Source organism: Paenarthrobacter sp. MSM-2-10-13 (assembly GCF_011605365.1).
In the GTDB taxonomy this organism is placed as follows: domain Bacteria; phylum Actinomycetota; class Actinomycetes; order Actinomycetales; family Micrococcaceae; genus Arthrobacter.
Map to the genome: position 1 here is coordinate 53,637 of NZ_JAAOXO010000012.1, position 17,087 is coordinate 70,723.

At 61.7% G+C, this 17,087-nt stretch carries 14 protein-coding genes; all 14 read left to right on the forward strand.

Features of this window, described 5'->3' with window-relative positions; all coding sequences use genetic code 11:
* Positions 1 to 64 precede the first annotated feature (64 nt).
* The 14 genes from HAV21_RS18790 to ftsZ all read left to right on the forward strand — a co-directional run bounded on the left by HAV21_RS18790 (position 65) and on the right by ftsZ (position 17,085).
* Positions 65 to 433, forward strand: a complete 369-nt coding sequence (locus HAV21_RS18790) for a DUF3040 domain-containing protein (RefSeq protein ID WP_142939537.1) — start codon at positions 65 to 67, stop codon at positions 431 to 433.
* Between the two features lie 482 nt (positions 434 to 915).
* The gene (gene mraZ, locus HAV21_RS18795; RefSeq protein WP_166842740.1) at positions 916 to 1,347 is read left to right on the forward strand and encodes a division/cell wall cluster transcriptional repressor MraZ; all 432 of its coding nucleotides are present in this window, start codon (positions 916 to 918) and stop codon (positions 1,345 to 1,347) included.
* A gap of 168 nt (positions 1,348 to 1,515) precedes the next feature.
* Positions 1,516 to 2,514 (forward strand): 16S rRNA (cytosine(1402)-N(4))-methyltransferase RsmH, encoded by a 999-nt coding sequence (gene rsmH / locus HAV21_RS18800; protein ID WP_166842741.1) that lies wholly within the window; start codon positions 1,516 to 1,518, stop codon positions 2,512 to 2,514.
* On the forward strand, positions 2,511 to 3,179 hold the full coding sequence (locus tag HAV21_RS18805; protein WP_166842742.1) for a hypothetical protein: 669 nt from the start codon (positions 2,511 to 2,513) through the stop codon (positions 3,177 to 3,179). Before rsmH ends, HAV21_RS18805 begins: the two co-directional genes overlap by 4 nt.
* Positions 3,180 to 3,221: 42 nt before the next feature.
* A complete protein-coding gene (locus HAV21_RS18810) occupies positions 3,222 to 5,018 on the forward strand; it encodes a penicillin-binding protein 2 (protein ID WP_142939533.1) in 1,797 nt (598 codons plus the stop codon).
* Positions 5,019 to 5,120: 102 nt separating this feature from the next.
* The gene (locus HAV21_RS18815) at positions 5,121 to 6,767 is read left to right on the forward strand and encodes a UDP-N-acetylmuramoyl-L-alanyl-D-glutamate--2,6-diaminopimelate ligase (RefSeq protein ID WP_166842743.1); all 1,647 of its coding nucleotides are present in this window, start codon (positions 5,121 to 5,123) and stop codon (positions 6,765 to 6,767) included.
* A 6-nt stretch (positions 6,768 to 6,773) separates the two neighbouring features.
* Entirely contained in the window at positions 6,774 to 8,264 is a 1,491-nt protein-coding gene (murF, locus tag HAV21_RS18820) for a UDP-N-acetylmuramoyl-tripeptide--D-alanyl-D-alanine ligase (protein WP_166842744.1), read from the forward strand.
* Entirely contained in the window at positions 8,261 to 9,370 is a 1,110-nt protein-coding gene (gene mraY, locus HAV21_RS18825; RefSeq protein ID WP_142939530.1) for a phospho-N-acetylmuramoyl-pentapeptide-transferase, read from the forward strand. The genes murF and mraY overlap by 4 nt, the downstream gene beginning before the upstream one ends.
* On the forward strand, positions 9,352 to 10,941 hold the full coding sequence (murD, locus tag HAV21_RS18830; protein WP_142939529.1) for a UDP-N-acetylmuramoyl-L-alanine--D-glutamate ligase: 1,590 nt from the start codon (positions 9,352 to 9,354) through the stop codon (positions 10,939 to 10,941). Before mraY ends, murD begins: the two co-directional genes overlap by 19 nt.
* A 2-nt stretch (positions 10,942 to 10,943) precedes the next feature.
* A complete protein-coding gene (gene ftsW, locus HAV21_RS18835) occupies positions 10,944 to 12,245 on the forward strand; it encodes a putative lipid II flippase FtsW (protein WP_166842745.1) in 1,302 nt (433 codons plus the stop codon).
* Between the two features lie 6 nt (positions 12,246 to 12,251).
* A complete protein-coding gene (murG, locus tag HAV21_RS18840) occupies positions 12,252 to 13,370 on the forward strand; it encodes an undecaprenyldiphospho-muramoylpentapeptide beta-N-acetylglucosaminyltransferase (protein WP_166842746.1) in 1,119 nt (372 codons plus the stop codon).
* On the forward strand, positions 13,367 to 14,737 hold the full coding sequence (gene murC / locus HAV21_RS18845; RefSeq protein WP_142939526.1) for a UDP-N-acetylmuramate--L-alanine ligase: 1,371 nt from the start codon (positions 13,367 to 13,369) through the stop codon (positions 14,735 to 14,737). The genes murG and murC overlap by 4 nt, the downstream gene beginning before the upstream one ends.
* Positions 14,730 to 15,647 carry an FtsQ-type POTRA domain-containing protein gene (locus tag HAV21_RS18850; RefSeq protein ID WP_142939525.1) on the forward strand — a complete coding sequence of 306 codons (918 nt, stop codon included), beginning with the start codon at positions 14,730 to 14,732 and terminating at the stop codon, positions 15,645 to 15,647. Before murC ends, HAV21_RS18850 begins: the two co-directional genes overlap by 8 nt.
* 217 nt (positions 15,648 to 15,864) lie before the next feature.
* Positions 15,865 to 17,085 carry a cell division protein FtsZ gene (ftsZ, locus tag HAV21_RS18855; protein WP_024820475.1) on the forward strand — a complete coding sequence of 407 codons (1,221 nt, stop codon included), beginning with the start codon at positions 15,865 to 15,867 and terminating at the stop codon, positions 17,083 to 17,085.
* Positions 17,086 to 17,087 lie beyond the last annotated feature (2 nt).

Sequence of the window (17,087 nt, forward strand, 5' to 3'; positions counted from 1 at the left end):
CGTTATGGAAACAGACGCACAGGAAGCGTTATGTCCAGACGCTGGCTGACTAAAGGAGGTCGCGATGCCCCTCTCGGAGCACGAACAGAAGCTGCTTGAGCAACTTGAAAAGCAACTTCATGAGGACGATCCGAAGTTTGCCAACACCATGGGGTCGGATCCCATCCGCAGCTGGTCTACCCGGCATGTGATCATAGGTGTGCTTGGTGCCATTGCCGGTATCCTGCTCCTGCTTGTTGGAGTATCACTGCAGGCGATACCTGTGGGTGTCCTCGGCTTCGTTGTCATGGGTGCTGGCGTCTATTTCGCTACGTTGCGTGGCGCGGCCTTCGGCAAAGCCAGCAAAGGGAAGCCCGGTAAGAGCAAACCAAAGAGCTCGTTCATGAGCAGCCTGGAAGAGCGATGGGACGAACGGCGTCGCGACGACAACTGACAGTCCGCTTCGAATCGGCGTTAGGTTGCCACGGCCTTACCTGAGTCAGTCTTGTCCCTGAGGTGCCAGGGGACATAAACGAAAGACCCGCGCTGCGGGTCTTTTCGCATTTAAGGCCGAACATCCTTCAGCCAGGAAATGCCAGTCCGTTTCCCCATCCACGGACGTTCCAAGGCTCGCTCCACATTCCACCCTTTTCTCCACATTGCTCCCCGTGCCTCCGATCAGTGCCGTATTTGCCGGTTTTCGTGTGCAAAATTCGGAAGCGGGGCCCGGGCGACTCTCTGCCTCCGCATGGTTCCTCCACTTTCCGCCACCACCCGGAAAACCGCGTGAGTTCAGGGCGGAAGAATCTCAAAGTGGTGGAGAAACGCTCCCTGGTGCGTTGACTGTGGGGCGTTGTGGAGTAAAGTGGAGAACATAAGAGGGTAGTGGCAGTGTTGGGCATGTGCGGGCACCTTGATTGAGGGGCGGTGGGGCCAGTGTTTCTGGGTACTCACTCGCCGCGTCTCGATGAAAAGGGTCGAATCATCCTTCCAGCCAAGTTCCGCGAGGAGCTTGCCGATGGACTGGTTCTCACCAGGGGCCAGGAACGCTGCATCTACGTCTTCAGCCAGAAAGAATTCGAGCGCATTCACGAGTTGATGCGGGAGGCACCACTGTCTTCCAAACAGGCGCGTGACTACATTCGGGTTTTCCTGTCTGGAGCCTCTGATGAGGTACCTGACAAGCAGGGGCGCGTGACGATTCCGCCGGCGCTCCGGGCTTACGCAGGGCTTGGTCGGGAGCTGGCGGTCATTGGAGCCGGTACCCGGGCCGAGATCTGGGACGCCGAAGCTTGGAATGAATACCTCAACGAGAAGGAAGCAGCCTTCTCGGAAACGGATGACGAGAATCTGCCCGGGTTCATCTGACCCCGGTTGGATGAAGCCGCAGTCCAGCTTCTTGAATGGGATCTCCAGCCGCCCATCGAACTGTCTTCCTGGCTCAACTTCCCCTGAGCCAGGCCGGCGGCCGATAGGCGCGGATGGGGATCCGATTCAAGAAACAGCATGTAAGCGATTGAGGAAAGAGGAGGCAGCGTGGAAGAGCAGGACGCGGCAAAGCCCACATCGGAGCGCCACGTGCCCGTCCTGAAAGACCGCTGCATCAACCTGCTCGCTCCCGGATTTGAAGCTGCCAGAAAACGCGGTGATACCCCCGTGGCCATCGATGCCACCTTGGGTATGGGCGGACACTCGGAGGCAATGCTGCAGCGTTTCCCGGATCTCCACCTCGTGGGCATCGACCGTGACGAGGAAGCCTTGGCTCTGGCCGGTGCCCGATTGGAACCCTTCTCCGACAGGACCGACCTCGTCCACGCGGTCTACGACGAGATCGAGGACGTCCTTCTGGACCTCGGCATAGCAGAAGTCCACGGCATTCTGATGGACCTCGGGGTCTCCTCATTGCAGCTCGATGAGCGTGAGCGGGGCTTCGCCTACTCGTACGACGCACCCTTGGATATGCGGATGGATACCAGCCGCGGGCAAACAGCGGCTGATGTAGTCAACAACTACAGTGAAGACGAATTGGTGCGCATCATCCGCAAATGGGGCGAAGAGAAGTTCGCCGGGCGGATAGCCAACAGGATCGTCAATGCCCGCACGGACAAACCTTTTGCAACCACGGGGGAGCTCGTAGAGCAGATCCGTAGCGTTGTCCCTGCTGCAGCCGCCAAAAGTGGCGGACACCCCGCCAAGCGCACCTTCCAGGCTTTGCGGATTGAGGTCAACGAAGAACTCGATGTCCTGGAACGGGCAGTTCCGGCAGCTGTGTCCGCGACTGCCATGGGTGGTCGGATCGTGGTGATGTCTTACCACTCGCTGGAGGACAAGATCGTGAAGTCAGTTTTCCAGTCTGGTTCCAAATCATCTGCGCCGCTCGGTTTCCCGGTGGAGCTTGAAGAACATAAACCCGAACTAAAGACCATCACCAAGGGCACGGAAGTGCCTACGGCAGCTGAAATCGCTGAAAATCCCCGTGCGGCGTCTGCCCGGCTGAGGGCAGTGGAGCGTATCAAACCGAGGAGAGACGCATGAGCAACGCCGCAGCGAAGATTTTGCCCTCCACAGTGGGTAGCTCTGCCGGCAGCCTTTCCGCGCCGTCGGAAAAGGCCGAAACCGGTCGCAAAGCCCGCACGCCCTTGTCGGTGGTACGCAGTGCCCCGGGCAAGCGGAGGACGCCGTTCGTCGTCCTTTGCTTTGTGGCGATGGCGGCCGCACTCCTGACGGTTCTGGTGTTGAACATCTCCGTGTCCACGGCGCAGTACCAATTGGTGCAGCTGAAAGCCGAAGCTGCAACGCTGAATAAGGAAAACCAGGACCTGACACAGAAGAAGCAGAACTACGAAGCTCCGCAGAACCTGGCTGCGAAGGCAGCAGAATTGGGAATGGTTGCTTCCACGGTCAAGGGTCAGATCGATCTGAACACCATGGCAGTGACCGGCAAGGCATCACCGGCGGTCAAGGGAGACAACCCCGGTGCCCTGCTTGCAGCCCCGGCCGTTGAGGGGTTGATTGATGTGGTTCCGTCGGTGACAACCAAAGACCCCTTGGAAAGCCGCACTACGGAAGCAGCTCCGGTGGCTCCGGCAGCAACGCCGTCCACCCCGGCAGCACCCACCGCGTCCCCTGCCGCTGCCCCGCCTGTTGAACTCCACGGGGGATCGGTACCGGCACCCCGGCAGAAGGCACCAGGGCAGTAGATCGTCAGACCACCGAAGCAGGGCCAGCAGCAAGGAATCAACGTGGCAAAGAACCCCGGCACATCGACAAAAACGAAGACGCCGGCGGCAAGAAAGCGGTTGCGCGTTGGCCTTGGCATCATGCTGACCCTGCTGCTGGTGGTGGGCGGCAAGCTTTTCATGGTCCAGGGCCTGGACATGGGCGGCATGGCTGAAGCCGCCTTGGCGAGCCGCCTGACTCCGCAGGTACTCCCTGCCGAGCGGGGACAGATCGTGGACGCAAACGGCACAGTGCTGGCCAGTAGTGTGATCCGGTACAACATCGTGGTGGACCAGACGGTCAACACCGGGACAGAAACCTTCCATCGCTTCAATGAGAAGACCGAGAAGCTGGACGAGATCACCCGAGATCAAGGGATTGCCGACCTCGCCGGGCTTCTGGGGGCAGACGAAAGCACCATCCGAACGTCACTGACCGGAGACAAGAAGTACTTCATGGTGGCAAAGGACGTGAAGCCGGAGCTGGAAGACCGGATCTCGAAGCTCTATATCCCCGGACTCAGCGCGGAAGGCGTCAGCAAGCGCGTTTATCCCAACGGCAGCGTCGCCGGAGGTGTGGTCGGTTTCCTCAAGGACGGAACCAGCGGCCAGGCTGGTATAGAGCAAACGCAGGACGAGATTCTTCGTGGTGTTGAAGGTAAACGTGTCTTCGAAATAGGTGCTGACGGACTCAGGATTCCGGTGGCGACAGATGAACTCACTCCGGCCGTCGATGGCAGCGACGTCAAACTGACCATCAACACTGATATCCAGTACTTTGCCCAGCAGGCCATCCAGAGCCAAGTCAACAAGATGAACGCCGAGTGGGGTTCCATCATTGTGATCGACACCAAAACGGGCAATCTCATTGCCTTGGCCGATACCAATGCGCCGGACCCCAACGACCCCGGGAAAGTCGATGCCAAGGATCGCGGCGTCAGGTCCGTAACAGCCGCCTATGAGCCCGGTTCCGTGCAGAAGATGATGACCGCCGCGGCCGTGATCGAGGAGGGGAAGTCATTTCCCCTGGACCACTTCACCATCCCTTCGGCCTACACCATTGACGGGCAGACGTTCACCGATGCTTTTGAGCACGGCACTGAAGAGCGCACCCTTGCCGGAATCCTGGGGTGGTCCATGAACACCGGAACGGTGATGGCCGGTAGCCGGCTCACCAAGGAACAACGGTACGACTGGCTGAAGAAATTCGGTATTGGAGAGCAAACGGATATTGGGCTTCCAGCGGAAGCTACCGGCATACTGGCCAAGCCCGAGCAGTGGGATGACCGCCAGCAGTACACGGTGCTTTTCGGTCAAGGCGTTTCCCAGTCGACACTCCAGACAGTGCGTGCTTTCCAGAGTATTGCCAATGATGGCGTGATGCTGCAGCCCAGGCTTATTGACAGCTACATCACTCCGGAGGGTGAGGAACAGAAAGTTCCCGCGAAGGACTCACGCCAGGTGGTTTCCAAGGAAACTGCCCAGCAGGTCCGGGACATCCTGGAAAGCGCCGTGACCGAGGGGCAGATCAAGGATGCAGCCATCGACGGTTATAGGGTGGGGGCCAAGACGGGAACGTCCCAGGCACCCCGCGAGGATGGGCTGCCCGGCTTTGACGGTTTCACGGCCTCCATGGTGGGCATGGCCCCCATGGATGACCCGAGGTTCATCGTGGAAGTCGTCCTCCAACGGCCCAAAGGAAACATCTATGGCGTCACTAATGGGCCGGTGTTCCGGTCCGTGATGTCCCAGGTCCTCCGGACCTACAACGTGGCCCCGTCCACCGGGACGCCCGCGCGGTTGCCGCAGTTCGTCAAGTAAGCTTCTTGGGCGTCTGTTTCGGCTAAATATCGATCCACCACCAACGGCCTGGGCGCCGCCGGCCCCAAGCCGGTCGTTCCACGAGCACCAACGGAGAACCACGTGTCAGAGCACCATGAGGCAGCTACCAGCGCCACGACCCCGGACGCCGGCCAGAGCGGCTTTCGCCCCGCATCCGTGGCTGCAGTACCGTTGGCCACCATCGCGGAAACACTCGGTGTTGCCGTTCCTGCCGCCAGCCAGGACAGGGGAGTGACGGGCATTTCCCTCAACTCGCGGGCTGTCGAAGCCGGCGACCTCTATATGGCCCTGCCCGGAGCCTCCCGCCATGGTGCGGACTTCGTTCCGCAGGCTATTGACGCAGGTGCGGTTGCGGTCGTGACGGACGACGCCGGAGCGCGCCAGCTGGCGCTTGCAGGTGACCAGCCCGTACCGGTACTCATTGTCGCCGAGCCGCGTACCGCCGTCGGACGCCTGGCCGCCTTGATCTATCGCAGCCAGCCGGCGGATGGCGGGTTCCCGACTCTGTACGGGGTTACGGGTACCAACGGAAAGACCACCACCACCTATTTCATCAACTCCTTGCTGAGCGCCTTGAAGAAGAAGCCCGGCCTGATCGGGACCATCGAGATCCTTGCGGGCGGGGCGGCGATCCCCAGCCTCCTCACGACCCCGGAGTCCACGGATGTCCATGCGTTGCTGGCTCTGATGCGCGAACGGGGCTTGGACGCGGCATCCATGGAAGTTTCATCCCACGCGATCTCCTTCCGCCGGGTGGACGGAGTGATGTTCGACGTTGCCGGCTTCACCAATCTCACCCAGGACCATCTGGACCTTCATGGCAGCATGGACGAATACTTCCGAACCAAGGCGGAACTCTTCACTGCCGGAAGGGCCAGGCGCGCGGTGGTCACAGTGGACGATCACTGGGGCCGCAAGCTGGCCGATTCAGCCGACATCCCGGTAACCACCCTCGCAACCAAGCCCCCCGTTGAGGGCAGCGCCGACGCCGACTGGAGCGTTGGGTCCATCATGGCGCGGGGGCTGGGGTCGGAATTTGAGCTCAGGCACGTCGACGGCCGAACCCTTCACGTCCACACCGGCCTGCCGGGAGACTTCAATGTGGCCAATGCAGCCCTGGCTACGATCATGGTCCTGGCATCCGGCGTCGACGAAAAGACGCTCCAGACTGCCTTGGATGCGCATGACCCCTTCACTGTTGCGGTCCCCGGACGCATGCAGCTCGTTTCAGCAGAGCCTGCCTCGGTTGTTGATTTTGCCCACAATCCGGACGCTCTGTCCCGTGCCCTGGAAGCCGTTCGTTCTCCGAAAGAGGGATCGCGGGTCATCGTGGTCTTCGGTGCAACGGGCCAGCGCGACCAAGGCAAGCGGCCCACCATGGGCGCAATCGCTGCCCGCCTGGCCGACGTCGTGATCATCAGCGATGACGATCCCCACGACGAAGACGCAGCAGCCATCCGGGCCGAGGTCCTCCAGGGCGCCTACGCTGCACGGGACTCCGAGGACCTGAGTAGCGAAATCATCGAGTCTTATCCAAGGGATGCCGCCATCAGACTGGCCGTCAACGTGGCCACCAAAGACGACACCATCCTCATCGCCGGGCGTGGCCACGAGGTGTGGCAGGAGGTCAAGGGCGTGAATCTTGCCTTGGACGACAGGGTGGAGTTGCGGGCCGCCTTGACATCCAAGGGATTCAGCGTTTCAACGGACCAGCGGATAGAGTCCTAAACCGAGATGATTGCACTTACTGCGGCGGAGATCGCCGACATCACCCATGGCCGATTGACCGGAGATCCGGACATCGTCCCCACCTCCGTCGTCACTGATTCCCGGGAAGCGACGCCCGGATCGTTGTATGTGGCCAAACCCGGCGAGCACGCTGATGGGCATGACTTCGTCGATGCCGCATTCGAACGCGGTGCCGTCCTGGTTCTCGCCGAACGTGAAGTGACCGACGCCGACGGCCGCCCTTATCCCGCCGTCGTGGTTAACGACGCTGTGGTGGCCATGGGCGAGCTGGCAGCGGACTCTGTCAGCCGCATCCGCGCTGAGCGTAAGAGCCTCGGCGAGGACTTCACCGTCATAGGGATCACCGGTTCTGCGGGCAAAACCACCACCAAGGACCTCCTTGCCGGTGTATTGTCCACCGCCGGTGCCACGGTGGCGCCGCAAGGCTCCTACAACGGCGAGGTAGGTGTGCCGCTGACGGTCTTTGCCGCGGACGCCGGAACCCGCTTCCTGGTGATCGAGATGGGCGCTACCGGCCTGGGCCACATCAAGTACCTGGCCGAGATGGTCAAGCCGGACATCGGTGTGGTTCTGGTGGTTGGCACGGCCCACGCCGGTGAATTCGGAGGCGTTGAGAACATCGCCAAGACCAAGGGCGAATTGGTGGAAGCACTGGGGGAGCGCGGCACGGCTGTGATCAACCTCGATGATGGCCGCGTCGCTGCCATGCGCACCCGGACCAAGGCCAAAGTGTTGGGCTTCACGGCCTCGCCGGCCACCACTGAAGAAGTGGAAGCGCGCAACGTTGTGGTCAATGAGCAAGGCTTTCCTGATTTTGATTTGGTGCTGCCCGACGGCGGCCCGGCCGTTGAGGTGCGAAGCCGCCTGATCGGTGGTCACCATGTCACCAATCTGTTGGCAGCAGCCGCCGCCGCGTTCGCCGCAGGCATCCCGGCCGCTGACATCGCATCCTCGCTCAGCTCCCAGTCCGCAGCCAGCCGCTGGCGGATGGAACGGACTGAACGTGAAGACGGCGTGACCATCATCAACGATGCTTACAACGCCAACCCCGAATCGATGCGGGCTGCCCTGCGCACGCTGGCGGACCTGGGACAAGGCAGAAGGACCTGGGCAGTTCTGGGAGCCATGCTCGAGCTGGGCGAGGACTCCATCCGTGAACACACTGCGGTGGGCACCCAAGTGGTGCGCCTGAACATTTCCAGGCTGGTGGTGGTGGGTCGTGAAGCCCGTGCGCTCTACGTCTCCGCCATCCAGGAAGGCTCCTGGGGTGACGAATGTTCCTTCACCGAGACAGTGGAAGAAGCCTACGAGCTCCTTCAAAATGAGCTGGAGCCCGGCGACCTGGTGCTCTTCAAGTCTTCCAACGGTGTGGGCCTTCGGCATTTGGGTGATCGGATAGCATTACCTCCACGGGCCGAGCCCACCGGAGACAACGCGGATGAAGCTGCCGCAAGCGAAGGGAACGAGCTGCTGTGATTGCACTTTTGATCGGCGCTGGCGTCGCCCTTCTGGTGGCCCTGATCGGGACGCCCCTGTTTATCAAGTTCCTTGTGGCCAAGAGCTACGGACAATTCATCCGGGACGACGGACCGACGTCCCATCACACCAAGCGCGGCACGCCCACCATGGGCGGAACCGTAGTAGTGGCCGCGGTACTGATCAGTTACTTCGTGACACACCTGATCATGTGGATCATGAATCCGGCCTCCGCCGGCCCCTCGGCATCTGGACTGCTGCTGCTGTTCCTCATGGTGGGTATGGGTTTTGTTGGCTTCCTCGATGACTTCATCAAGATTTCCAACAAGCGCAGCCTTGGCCTGAACGCACGCGCCAAATTGATCCTGCAGGCAGCTGTGGGCATCATCTTTGCGGTGTTGGTCCTTCAGTTCCCCAATGAGGACGGCCTGCGGCCCGCATCCACGCAAATTTCCCTGGTGCGCGACATCCCGTGGCTGGACCTCGCGTTCGGCGGCACAGTGGTGGGCGCCATCCTGTTTGTGCTCTGGTCCAACTTGATCATCACCGCAGCTACCAACGGCGTTAACCTGACCGACGGCCTGGACGGCCTGGCTGCCGGAGCGTCCATCATGGTCTTCGGCGCTTACACCATCATGGGAATTTGGCAGAACAACCAGGCCTGCGGCTCACCACGGGAAGCAGGCAGCGGTTGCTATCAGGTCCGGGACCCCATGGACCTCGCCCTCTTGGCCGCGATTCTGAGTGCGGCCTTGGTGGGATTCCTGTGGTGGAATACCTCACCTGCCAAGATCTTCATGGGTGACACAGGTTCCTTGGCCATTGGTGGTGCCGTTGCGGCGTTCGCTATCCTCTCACGCACCGAACTCCTGCTTGCGTTCATTGGCGGGCTCTTTGTACTCATTACCTTGTCCGTCATCATCCAAGTGGGCTTCTTCAAGCTGAGCGGCGGGAAACGCGTCTTCAAGATGGCTCCGCTGCAACACCACTTTGAATTGAAGGGCTGGGCAGAAGTTACGGTGGTGGTCCGGTTCTGGATTCTCGCCGGGCTCTTTGTGGCTGCGGGCCTTGGAATTTTCTACGCTGAATGGGTGGTGCTGCTGTGAACGAAAGCCCGGAAACTCTGTCATCGAACGCTGAGAGGCTCAGCACACTGACCAGCTGGGATGCCGACTGGTCAGGTCTGCGCGTTGTGGTGACAGGTATAGGTGTCTCCGGCTTCGCTGCAGCCGACACACTCATCGAACTCGGCGCAAAAGTTGTTGTGGTTGACGCAGCCACCAGCGCCAAGGCCAAGGCCCAGGCCGACACCCTCAAGATCGTGGGTGCCGTTGATGTGCTGTTGGGGGAGGAAGCCGTGACGGCTCTCCCGTTGATCGACGGAAGTTTGCCGGACCTCGTGGTCACGTCGCCAGGATGGCGCCCGGATCAGGCCCTGCTTGCCGCGGCCAAGCGCAAGCACATCCAAGTCTGGGGCGACGTCGAACTCGCTTGGAGGCTGAGGGAGCGGGCAGGGCGCAAGACCGCGGACTGGCTGACGATTACCGGTACCAACGGCAAGACCACCACGGTTGGCATGGCCGAATCCATGCTGCAGGCGGCCGGGCTCAAAGCAATCGCCGTGGGAAACGTCGGCACCCCTATTCTTGACGCACTCCGGGATCCGGTGGACTACGATGCTTTCGCTGTTGAGCTCTCCAGCTTCCAGCTGCATTGGAGCCACTCGTTGTCTCCTGTAGCGAGCGTCTGCCTGAACGTTGCCGAGGACCATGTTGATTGGCATGGATCCTACGCCTCCTACCTCGCGGACAAAGCCAAGGTGTACGAGAACACCCAAAAGGCGGCGATCTACAACGCCGAACAGATTGAAACTGAACGTATGGTGGAAAACGCCGACGTCGTTGAGGGATGCCGGGCCATCGGTTTCACCACCAACACGCCGGCCATCAGCATGGTGGGCGTGGTGGATGGCCTCCTTGTTGACCGGGCCTTTATTGCCGAACGCAAAGACTCTGCCGCGGAACTTGCCTCAATGTCCGATCTTGGCCCGGTGGCACCCCGCCACATGGTGGCCAATGCCCTTGCGGCGGCGGCCCTGGTGCGGGCCTACGGAGTTGATGCCGCATCCGTGAAACAAGGCATCCTCAATTACCTGCCAGGTGCCCACCGCATCCAGTTGGTGGCGAACCACAAAGACGTCTTGTGGATCAACGACTCCAAAGCAACCAACCCGCACGCAGCCTCCGCGGCACTTTCGGCTTTCCAGAAGGTTGTATGGATTGCCGGCGGGTTGTCCAAGGGCGTCAACTACGACGACCTCGTCAAAGAGCACGCGCCCAGGCTCAAAGCCGTAGTCCTTATCGGAACTGATACTGAGGCACTGGAGGGGGCCCTCCAGCGACACGCACCCGATGTCCCCGTGATCGCGCCTTCAAAGGGCGACACTGAAGGAGTGCAGACCGCAGCCGGAGACGCAGCTTCGCCTATCTACGGTGAGACCATCATGGCCCGGGCAGTGGCATCGGCGGCCGAGGTGGCTGCCTCTGGCGATACCGTGCTGATGGCACCGGCGGCTGCATCCATGGATCAGTTCTCTTCCTACGCTCACCGTGGCGACGCTTTCGTCCTGGCAGTTCGCGAGCTTGTGGAAGGGCAGGCACCGACCACCGAGGAGTAACAATGGTCAGCACGCCCACCCGCACCCGCGGCAAAGAACCCCGGGACGGGAAGCCCAAGGCGGCATCAGGTGACGGCAGCCGCCCCTCAGGGCTCCGCGGACACCTGCGTGGCTTTTGGGAGAGCCTTGAAGGAAAGAGCAAGGCACCTAACAGCTCCACCTACTATCTGATTCTCGGCTGCGCCCTCGCGTTGACGGCGATCGGGATCATGATGGTGTTGTCCGCGTCAAGCGTTGAAGCCATTTCCGAGGGCAAGTCGCCCTATGCTGATGCCCTCAAACAGGCGCTCTTCGGTGTGGTTGGACTCATCGCCATGTACGTCATTTCGCGGACCAACGTGAACTGGATGAAGAAACTCTCCTGGTGGGCGCTGGGGGCCGTCATTGTGCTCCTAGCCTTGGTCCAGGTCATGGGCAACACCGTCAACGGCAACAAGAACTGGATCGACATTGGAGGTATCACCCTCCAGCCCTCGGAGATGGCCAAGCTAATCCTCTGCGTGTGGATCGCTGCCGTTCTGGCGCGGAAGCAGAAACTCCTTAACCGTTGGATGCACGTCATCATTCCGGTGGTTCCCGGTGCAGGACTCGTCATTGCCTTGGTGATGTTGGGCAACGACCTCGGAACTGTGATCGTCATCGCGGCCATTACCGCTGCCGGGCTGTATTTCGCCGGCGTTCCCGGCCGCATGCTGGCCATTGCCGGCGCGGTTGGCGCCCTAGGCGCCGTCCTGGGGACCATCAGCAGCCAAAACCGGATCTGCCGGATCACCTCGTGGTTGGGAACAGCCTCCACGCAGTGCACCGAGCAGTTTGACTTCGATTTCCAGTCAACCAATGGCATGTACGGCCTCGCACAGGGGAGCTGGACCGGATTGGGCCTTGGCCAAAGCCGGCAGAAGTACAACTGGCTGCCGGAGGCGCACAACGACTTCATCTTTGCCATTATTGGCGAGGAGCTGGGACTTGTTGGAACCATCGTGGTCCTGGTCCTGTTCGCCATCCTGGGTATCGCCATCTTCCGTGTAGTCGTGAGGCAGACCGACCCGTTCCAACGCACGCTGGCTGGTGGAATCATGGTGTGGCTGCTCGGCCAGGCGAGCATGAATATGGCGGTGGTGACCCAACTTCTTCCTGTGGTGGGGGTGCCCCTTCCGTTCATCTCCTATGGTGGCTCCGCGCTGATCATGTCCCTCTGCGGTGTGGGCGTAGTGTTGTCTTTGGCCCGCGGCCAATTGCCGGCGCAGCAGCGTTCAGGATTCTTCCCGCGCCTCATGTCCAAGACTGCACGAAAGCGTACCTAGCACTTCATGACTTTTGACTCCGCAAACGCGCCCAAGCCGTTGTCCGTCGTCCTTGCCGGCGGCGGGACAGCCGGTCACGTCAGCCCGCTGTTGGCGATTGCCGACGCCATCAAGGACAAACGTCCGGAGGCCGCCATCCTGGCTGTAGGGACGCCGTCGGGCATGGAAACCCGTCTCGTCCCGGCGGCCGGGTACCAACTCGCAACCATCGACCGTGTTCCCTTTCCGCGGCGGCCGTCAGCGGACCTCCTGAAGCTGCCCGCCCGCTTGAGCGGCGCGGTCCGGCAGGCCCGGCACATTTTGGAGGCCTCCGGCGCGGATGTTCTGGTGGGTGTGGGCGGGTACGTCTGCACGCCCATGTACCTTGCTGCACGCAAACTCCGGATCCCCATCGTCATCCACGAGGCCAACATGAAGGCCGGCCTGGCTAATCGCGTCGGCGCCCGGTTCAGCAAGCATGTTGCCGTGGCATTTGCCGGGACGCGCTTGAGGGGGGCCCGCCACGTGGGAATGCCCATGCGCCGGGCTATCTCGCAAGTGGACAGGGCTGTTGCGGCGCCTGCGGCAAAGGCCGCGCTGGGGCTTGATGCCCACCGTCCGGCCTTGATCGTCACAGGCGGCTCCTCAGGGGCGTTGAGCATCAATCGTGCCATCACCGCAGCTCTCCCCGCACTGGCCGCTGCCGGTATTCAGACCCTCCACATCACGGGCAAAGGCAAAGCCGTCAAGGATGACGACGCCGGACTCCTCGCCGCCGACGGCTACAGGCAGGTTGAGTACGTGGACGGCATGGAGAACGTCTACGCCGCTGCCGACGTCATTCTGGCCCGTGCCGGTGCCGGCACCGTCAGCGAGGTAGCGGCTGTGGGAGTCCCCGCAGTGTTCGTGCCCTTGCCCATCGGGAACGGAGAGCAGGCGCTGAACGCCGCCCCCTTGGTTGCCGCAGGCGGTGCACTGATGATCGATGACAAGGATCTCAGCCCGGAGTGGCTCCGGACCGAACTGATTCCGCTGCTGACAAACCGCAGCAAACTCAATGACATGGCTCGGAAATCCGAAGCACTTGGTATCAGAAACGCCGATCAGCGGATGGCTGATCTTGTCTTGGAAGCGGTATCCGCATGACCACCAGCATCGCCCGGCTCGAGTCCCTCGGACGCGTCCACTTCATTGGAATCGGCGGAGTGGGAATGTCCGCCGTCGCGCGCATTATGGTGGCGCGGGGCATCCCCGTCAGCGGCAGCGATGTCAAAGACCTGCCCGTGATGCGTGACCTCGCCGTGGCAGGTGCGCGTATTGCGGTCGGCTACGACGCCGGAAACCTGGGCGATGCCCAGACGGTCGTGGCTGGTTCAGCCATCCGGGACGACAACCCGGAGTTGGTGGCGGCGCGTCAGACCGGGTTGCCCGTGCTTCACCGTTCGGAAGCTTTGGCCGCCACCATGGCCGGGCACCGGGTTGTCACCGTGGCAGGTACCCACGGCAAATCCACTACTACGTCGATGGTTGCGGTACTCCTCAAGGAAGCCGGTCTGGATCCCTCCTTCGCGATCGGCGCGAACGTGCCGGCACTGGGCGTCAACGCAGCCCACGGTGAATCCGATATTTTCGTGGCAGAGGCCGATGAGTCGGATGGGTCATTCCTCAACTACCGTCCGTTGATTGCGGTGGTTACCAATGTCGAAGCGGATCACTTGGATCACTACGGAACACCGGAGGCCGTCTTCGCGTCCTTTGATGAGTTCGCCGCGCTCCTGCCTTCCAACGGCGTCCTGCTGGCATGCGCCGACGACGCCGGTGCCCTGGCCTTGGCGGAACGGACAGCCTCAAAGGGGATAACGCGCGTCCTGACGTACGGAACATCATCTGCTGCCGATGTCCGGCTTCATGACGGCGGTCCGGGCGATGTATCCGTTGCCCTGGGCGGAGCCGTCCATGGCCTTGAACTGCAAGTGCCGGGACGGCACAACGCCCTGAACGCCGCAGCGGCGTTCGCAGTCGCCGTCGAACTCGGCGTGGAACCGGGCGCTGCCGCGGCTGCGCTGGGCCACTTTACCGGTGCTTCACGTCGCTTTGAGTTCAAAGGCCAGGGCAGGGGAGTGCGGGTCTATGACGACTACGCCCACCATCCCACCGAGGTCCGCGCAGCATTATCGGCAGCGCGCTCAGTGGCCGCCGGCAAGAAGGTGCACGTCCTATTCCAGCCGCACCTGTTTTCGCGGACCCGTGAGTTCGCCACGGAGTTCGCCGCTGCTTTGGACCTGGCGGACACCGCATTGATTTTGGACATCTATCCTGCCCGCGAAGATCCCATCCCGGGGGTCACGAGCACGCTGATCACCGATCACTTGGTGAACGGCCGGCTCGTTTCAGCCGGTGAAGCCGTGGACGCCGTGGTGGACGCTGCAAGCGACGGCGACGTGGTCCTGACGGTCGGGGCCGGAGACGTCACTGCCTACGGGCCTGCCATCGTGGCGGCATTGGATGGCTAACACCCGGAAACCCACCTTCAAACCGGCCACGGAGCCGCGCCCCGGCAAGGCGGAGAGGTCCGGAGGTGACCCAATGGAGGTCATCAGTGCACAACGATCTGTTGACACTGACCTCAAGGCCCCGGTGGCGTCGGGTCGCCCCTCGAAGCCTGGAGGTGCCGCGAAGGCCGGCAAGGCGCCAGGGACTGACAACGTCATTGCTTTTCCTGAGCCCAGGAACCGACGTCAGCGGAGACTGGTGCTCTGGACGCTCTCGATGGTGGCTTTGGTGGTCGGATCCTTGATCGCAGGGGCCATCTTTTCTCCCGTGTTGGCAGTGCGCACCATAACCGTGGACGGAACATCGCTTGTGACGCCGGATGCGGTGCAAAAGGCGCTGTCAGGCTTGGAAGGCAAGCCGTTGCCGCAAGTCAGCGAACAGGAGATCAACGAGCTCCTGAAACCACTTGTCCAGGTCCGTTCGGCAACCATGGAAGCACGGCCGCCGTCCGAGTTGCTGGTGCACGTGGACGAGCGCGTTCCTGTGGCACTGCTCAAGCAGGGTGACAGCTACGTGATGGTGGATGTAGATGGCGTTCAACTCGGAGCGACGCAGGATTTGGCCGCTGTAGCCCTGCCGTTGATCGACGCTGGCGTGGGCACCACCAACACGGAGTTGTTCAAGGCGATTGCCGCTGTTCTGGACACCCTGCCCGCGGACATCCTTGCCAGGATGTCTACCGCCTCTGCAGCCTCGCCCGACGCCGTTGAGCTGAAACTGGTGGACGGAAAGACGGTAGTCTGGGGCAATGCCGAGGACAGGGAACTGAAGGCCAAGGCACTCGAGGCGTTGCTGAGGATGCCGGCGGACCCAAAGGTCCCGGTCAGTATCTACGACGTCAGTGTTCCCCGGCATCCATTCACAAAATAGGCAGTATTGAGAACGTAACCTGCGGGCCGGCGGTGGCCTTATTTCACGGCAATCACACGACACGCGCAAGCGGAGATTGCATGTGGGAACCAGAGGAAATACCGTCGCAGTAGAGTTACTTGACATAACTATAACCTTCAACTAGAGGGTTAAGGTCCAAGGATTCAAGTTGGACTCGATCAGTTTCGCTATAGGACACAAGCAAGGGGCACGAAACGTGGCAGCACCGCAGAATTACTTGGCCGTCATCAAGGTCGTCGGCATCGGCGGCGGTGGCGTGAACGCAGTCAACCGTATGATCGAGGTCGGCCTTCGGGGCGTCGAGTTCATCGCCATCAACACCGACGCGCAGGCGCTGCTCATGAGCGACGCCGACGTCAAGCTCGACGTCGGACGTGAGCTCACCCGTGGCTTGGGTGCAGGAGCGAACCCGGAGGTCGGAAAGCAGGCAGCAGAAGACCACGCCGACGAGATCGAAGAAGTTCTCCGCGGTGCTGACATGGTCTTCGTCACGGCAGGCGAGGGCGGTGGCACCGGTACCGGTGGTGCTCCCGTGGTCGCGCGCATCGCCCGCTCCCTCGGTGCGCTGACCATCGGCGTCGTGACCCGACCCTTCACCTTCGAAGGCCGGCGCCGTGCAGGCTCTGCCGAGGCTGGAATTGACGCCCTCCGCGACGAAGTCGACACCCTGATTGTGATCCCGAACGATCGCCTTCTGTCCATCAGCGACCGCAATGTCTCCGTCCTGGACGCCTTCCGCTCTGCGGACCAGGTACTCCTGTCCGGTGTCCAAGGCATCACTGACCTCATTACCACTCCCGGCCTGATCAACCTTGACTTTGCTGACGTCAAGTCAGTCATGCAGGGCGCGGGGTCTGCCCTCATGGGCATCGGTTCCGCCCGTGGTGAAGACCGAGCCGTCAAGGCTGCGGAACTGGCCATCGCCTCGCCGCTCCTGGAGGCCTCCATTGACGGCGCCCACGGTGTCCTGCTGTCCATTCAGGGCGGCTCCGATCTGGGCCTGTTCGAAATCAATGAAGCCGCGCGCCTGGTGCAGGAAGTGGCCCACCCCGAAGCGAACATCATCTTTGGTGCCGTCATTGACGACGCCTTGGGAGATGAGGCTCGCGTGACAGTCATCGCAGCGGGCTTCGACGACGTCAAAGCAACCTCGCCTTCCATGGATCAGTCCCGTCCGGCCCAGAACCCGGTGCCTTCGGAAAGGCCTGCTGCTCCGAGCAGTGCGCCGTCCAACGCTGCAGCCCCGCAGCACGCCACGGCAGGTATCGGTGCTGCAGGCCTGAGCAACTGGGGCCAGCAGCGTCCGTCTGCCTTGCCTGCGGACTCCGGCTTTGACGTTGACCTCCCTGCAGTTGTTGAACCCGACCTTTCGGGCAGCCGCTCCGATGATCTCGACGTTCCTGACTTCCTGAAGTAAGC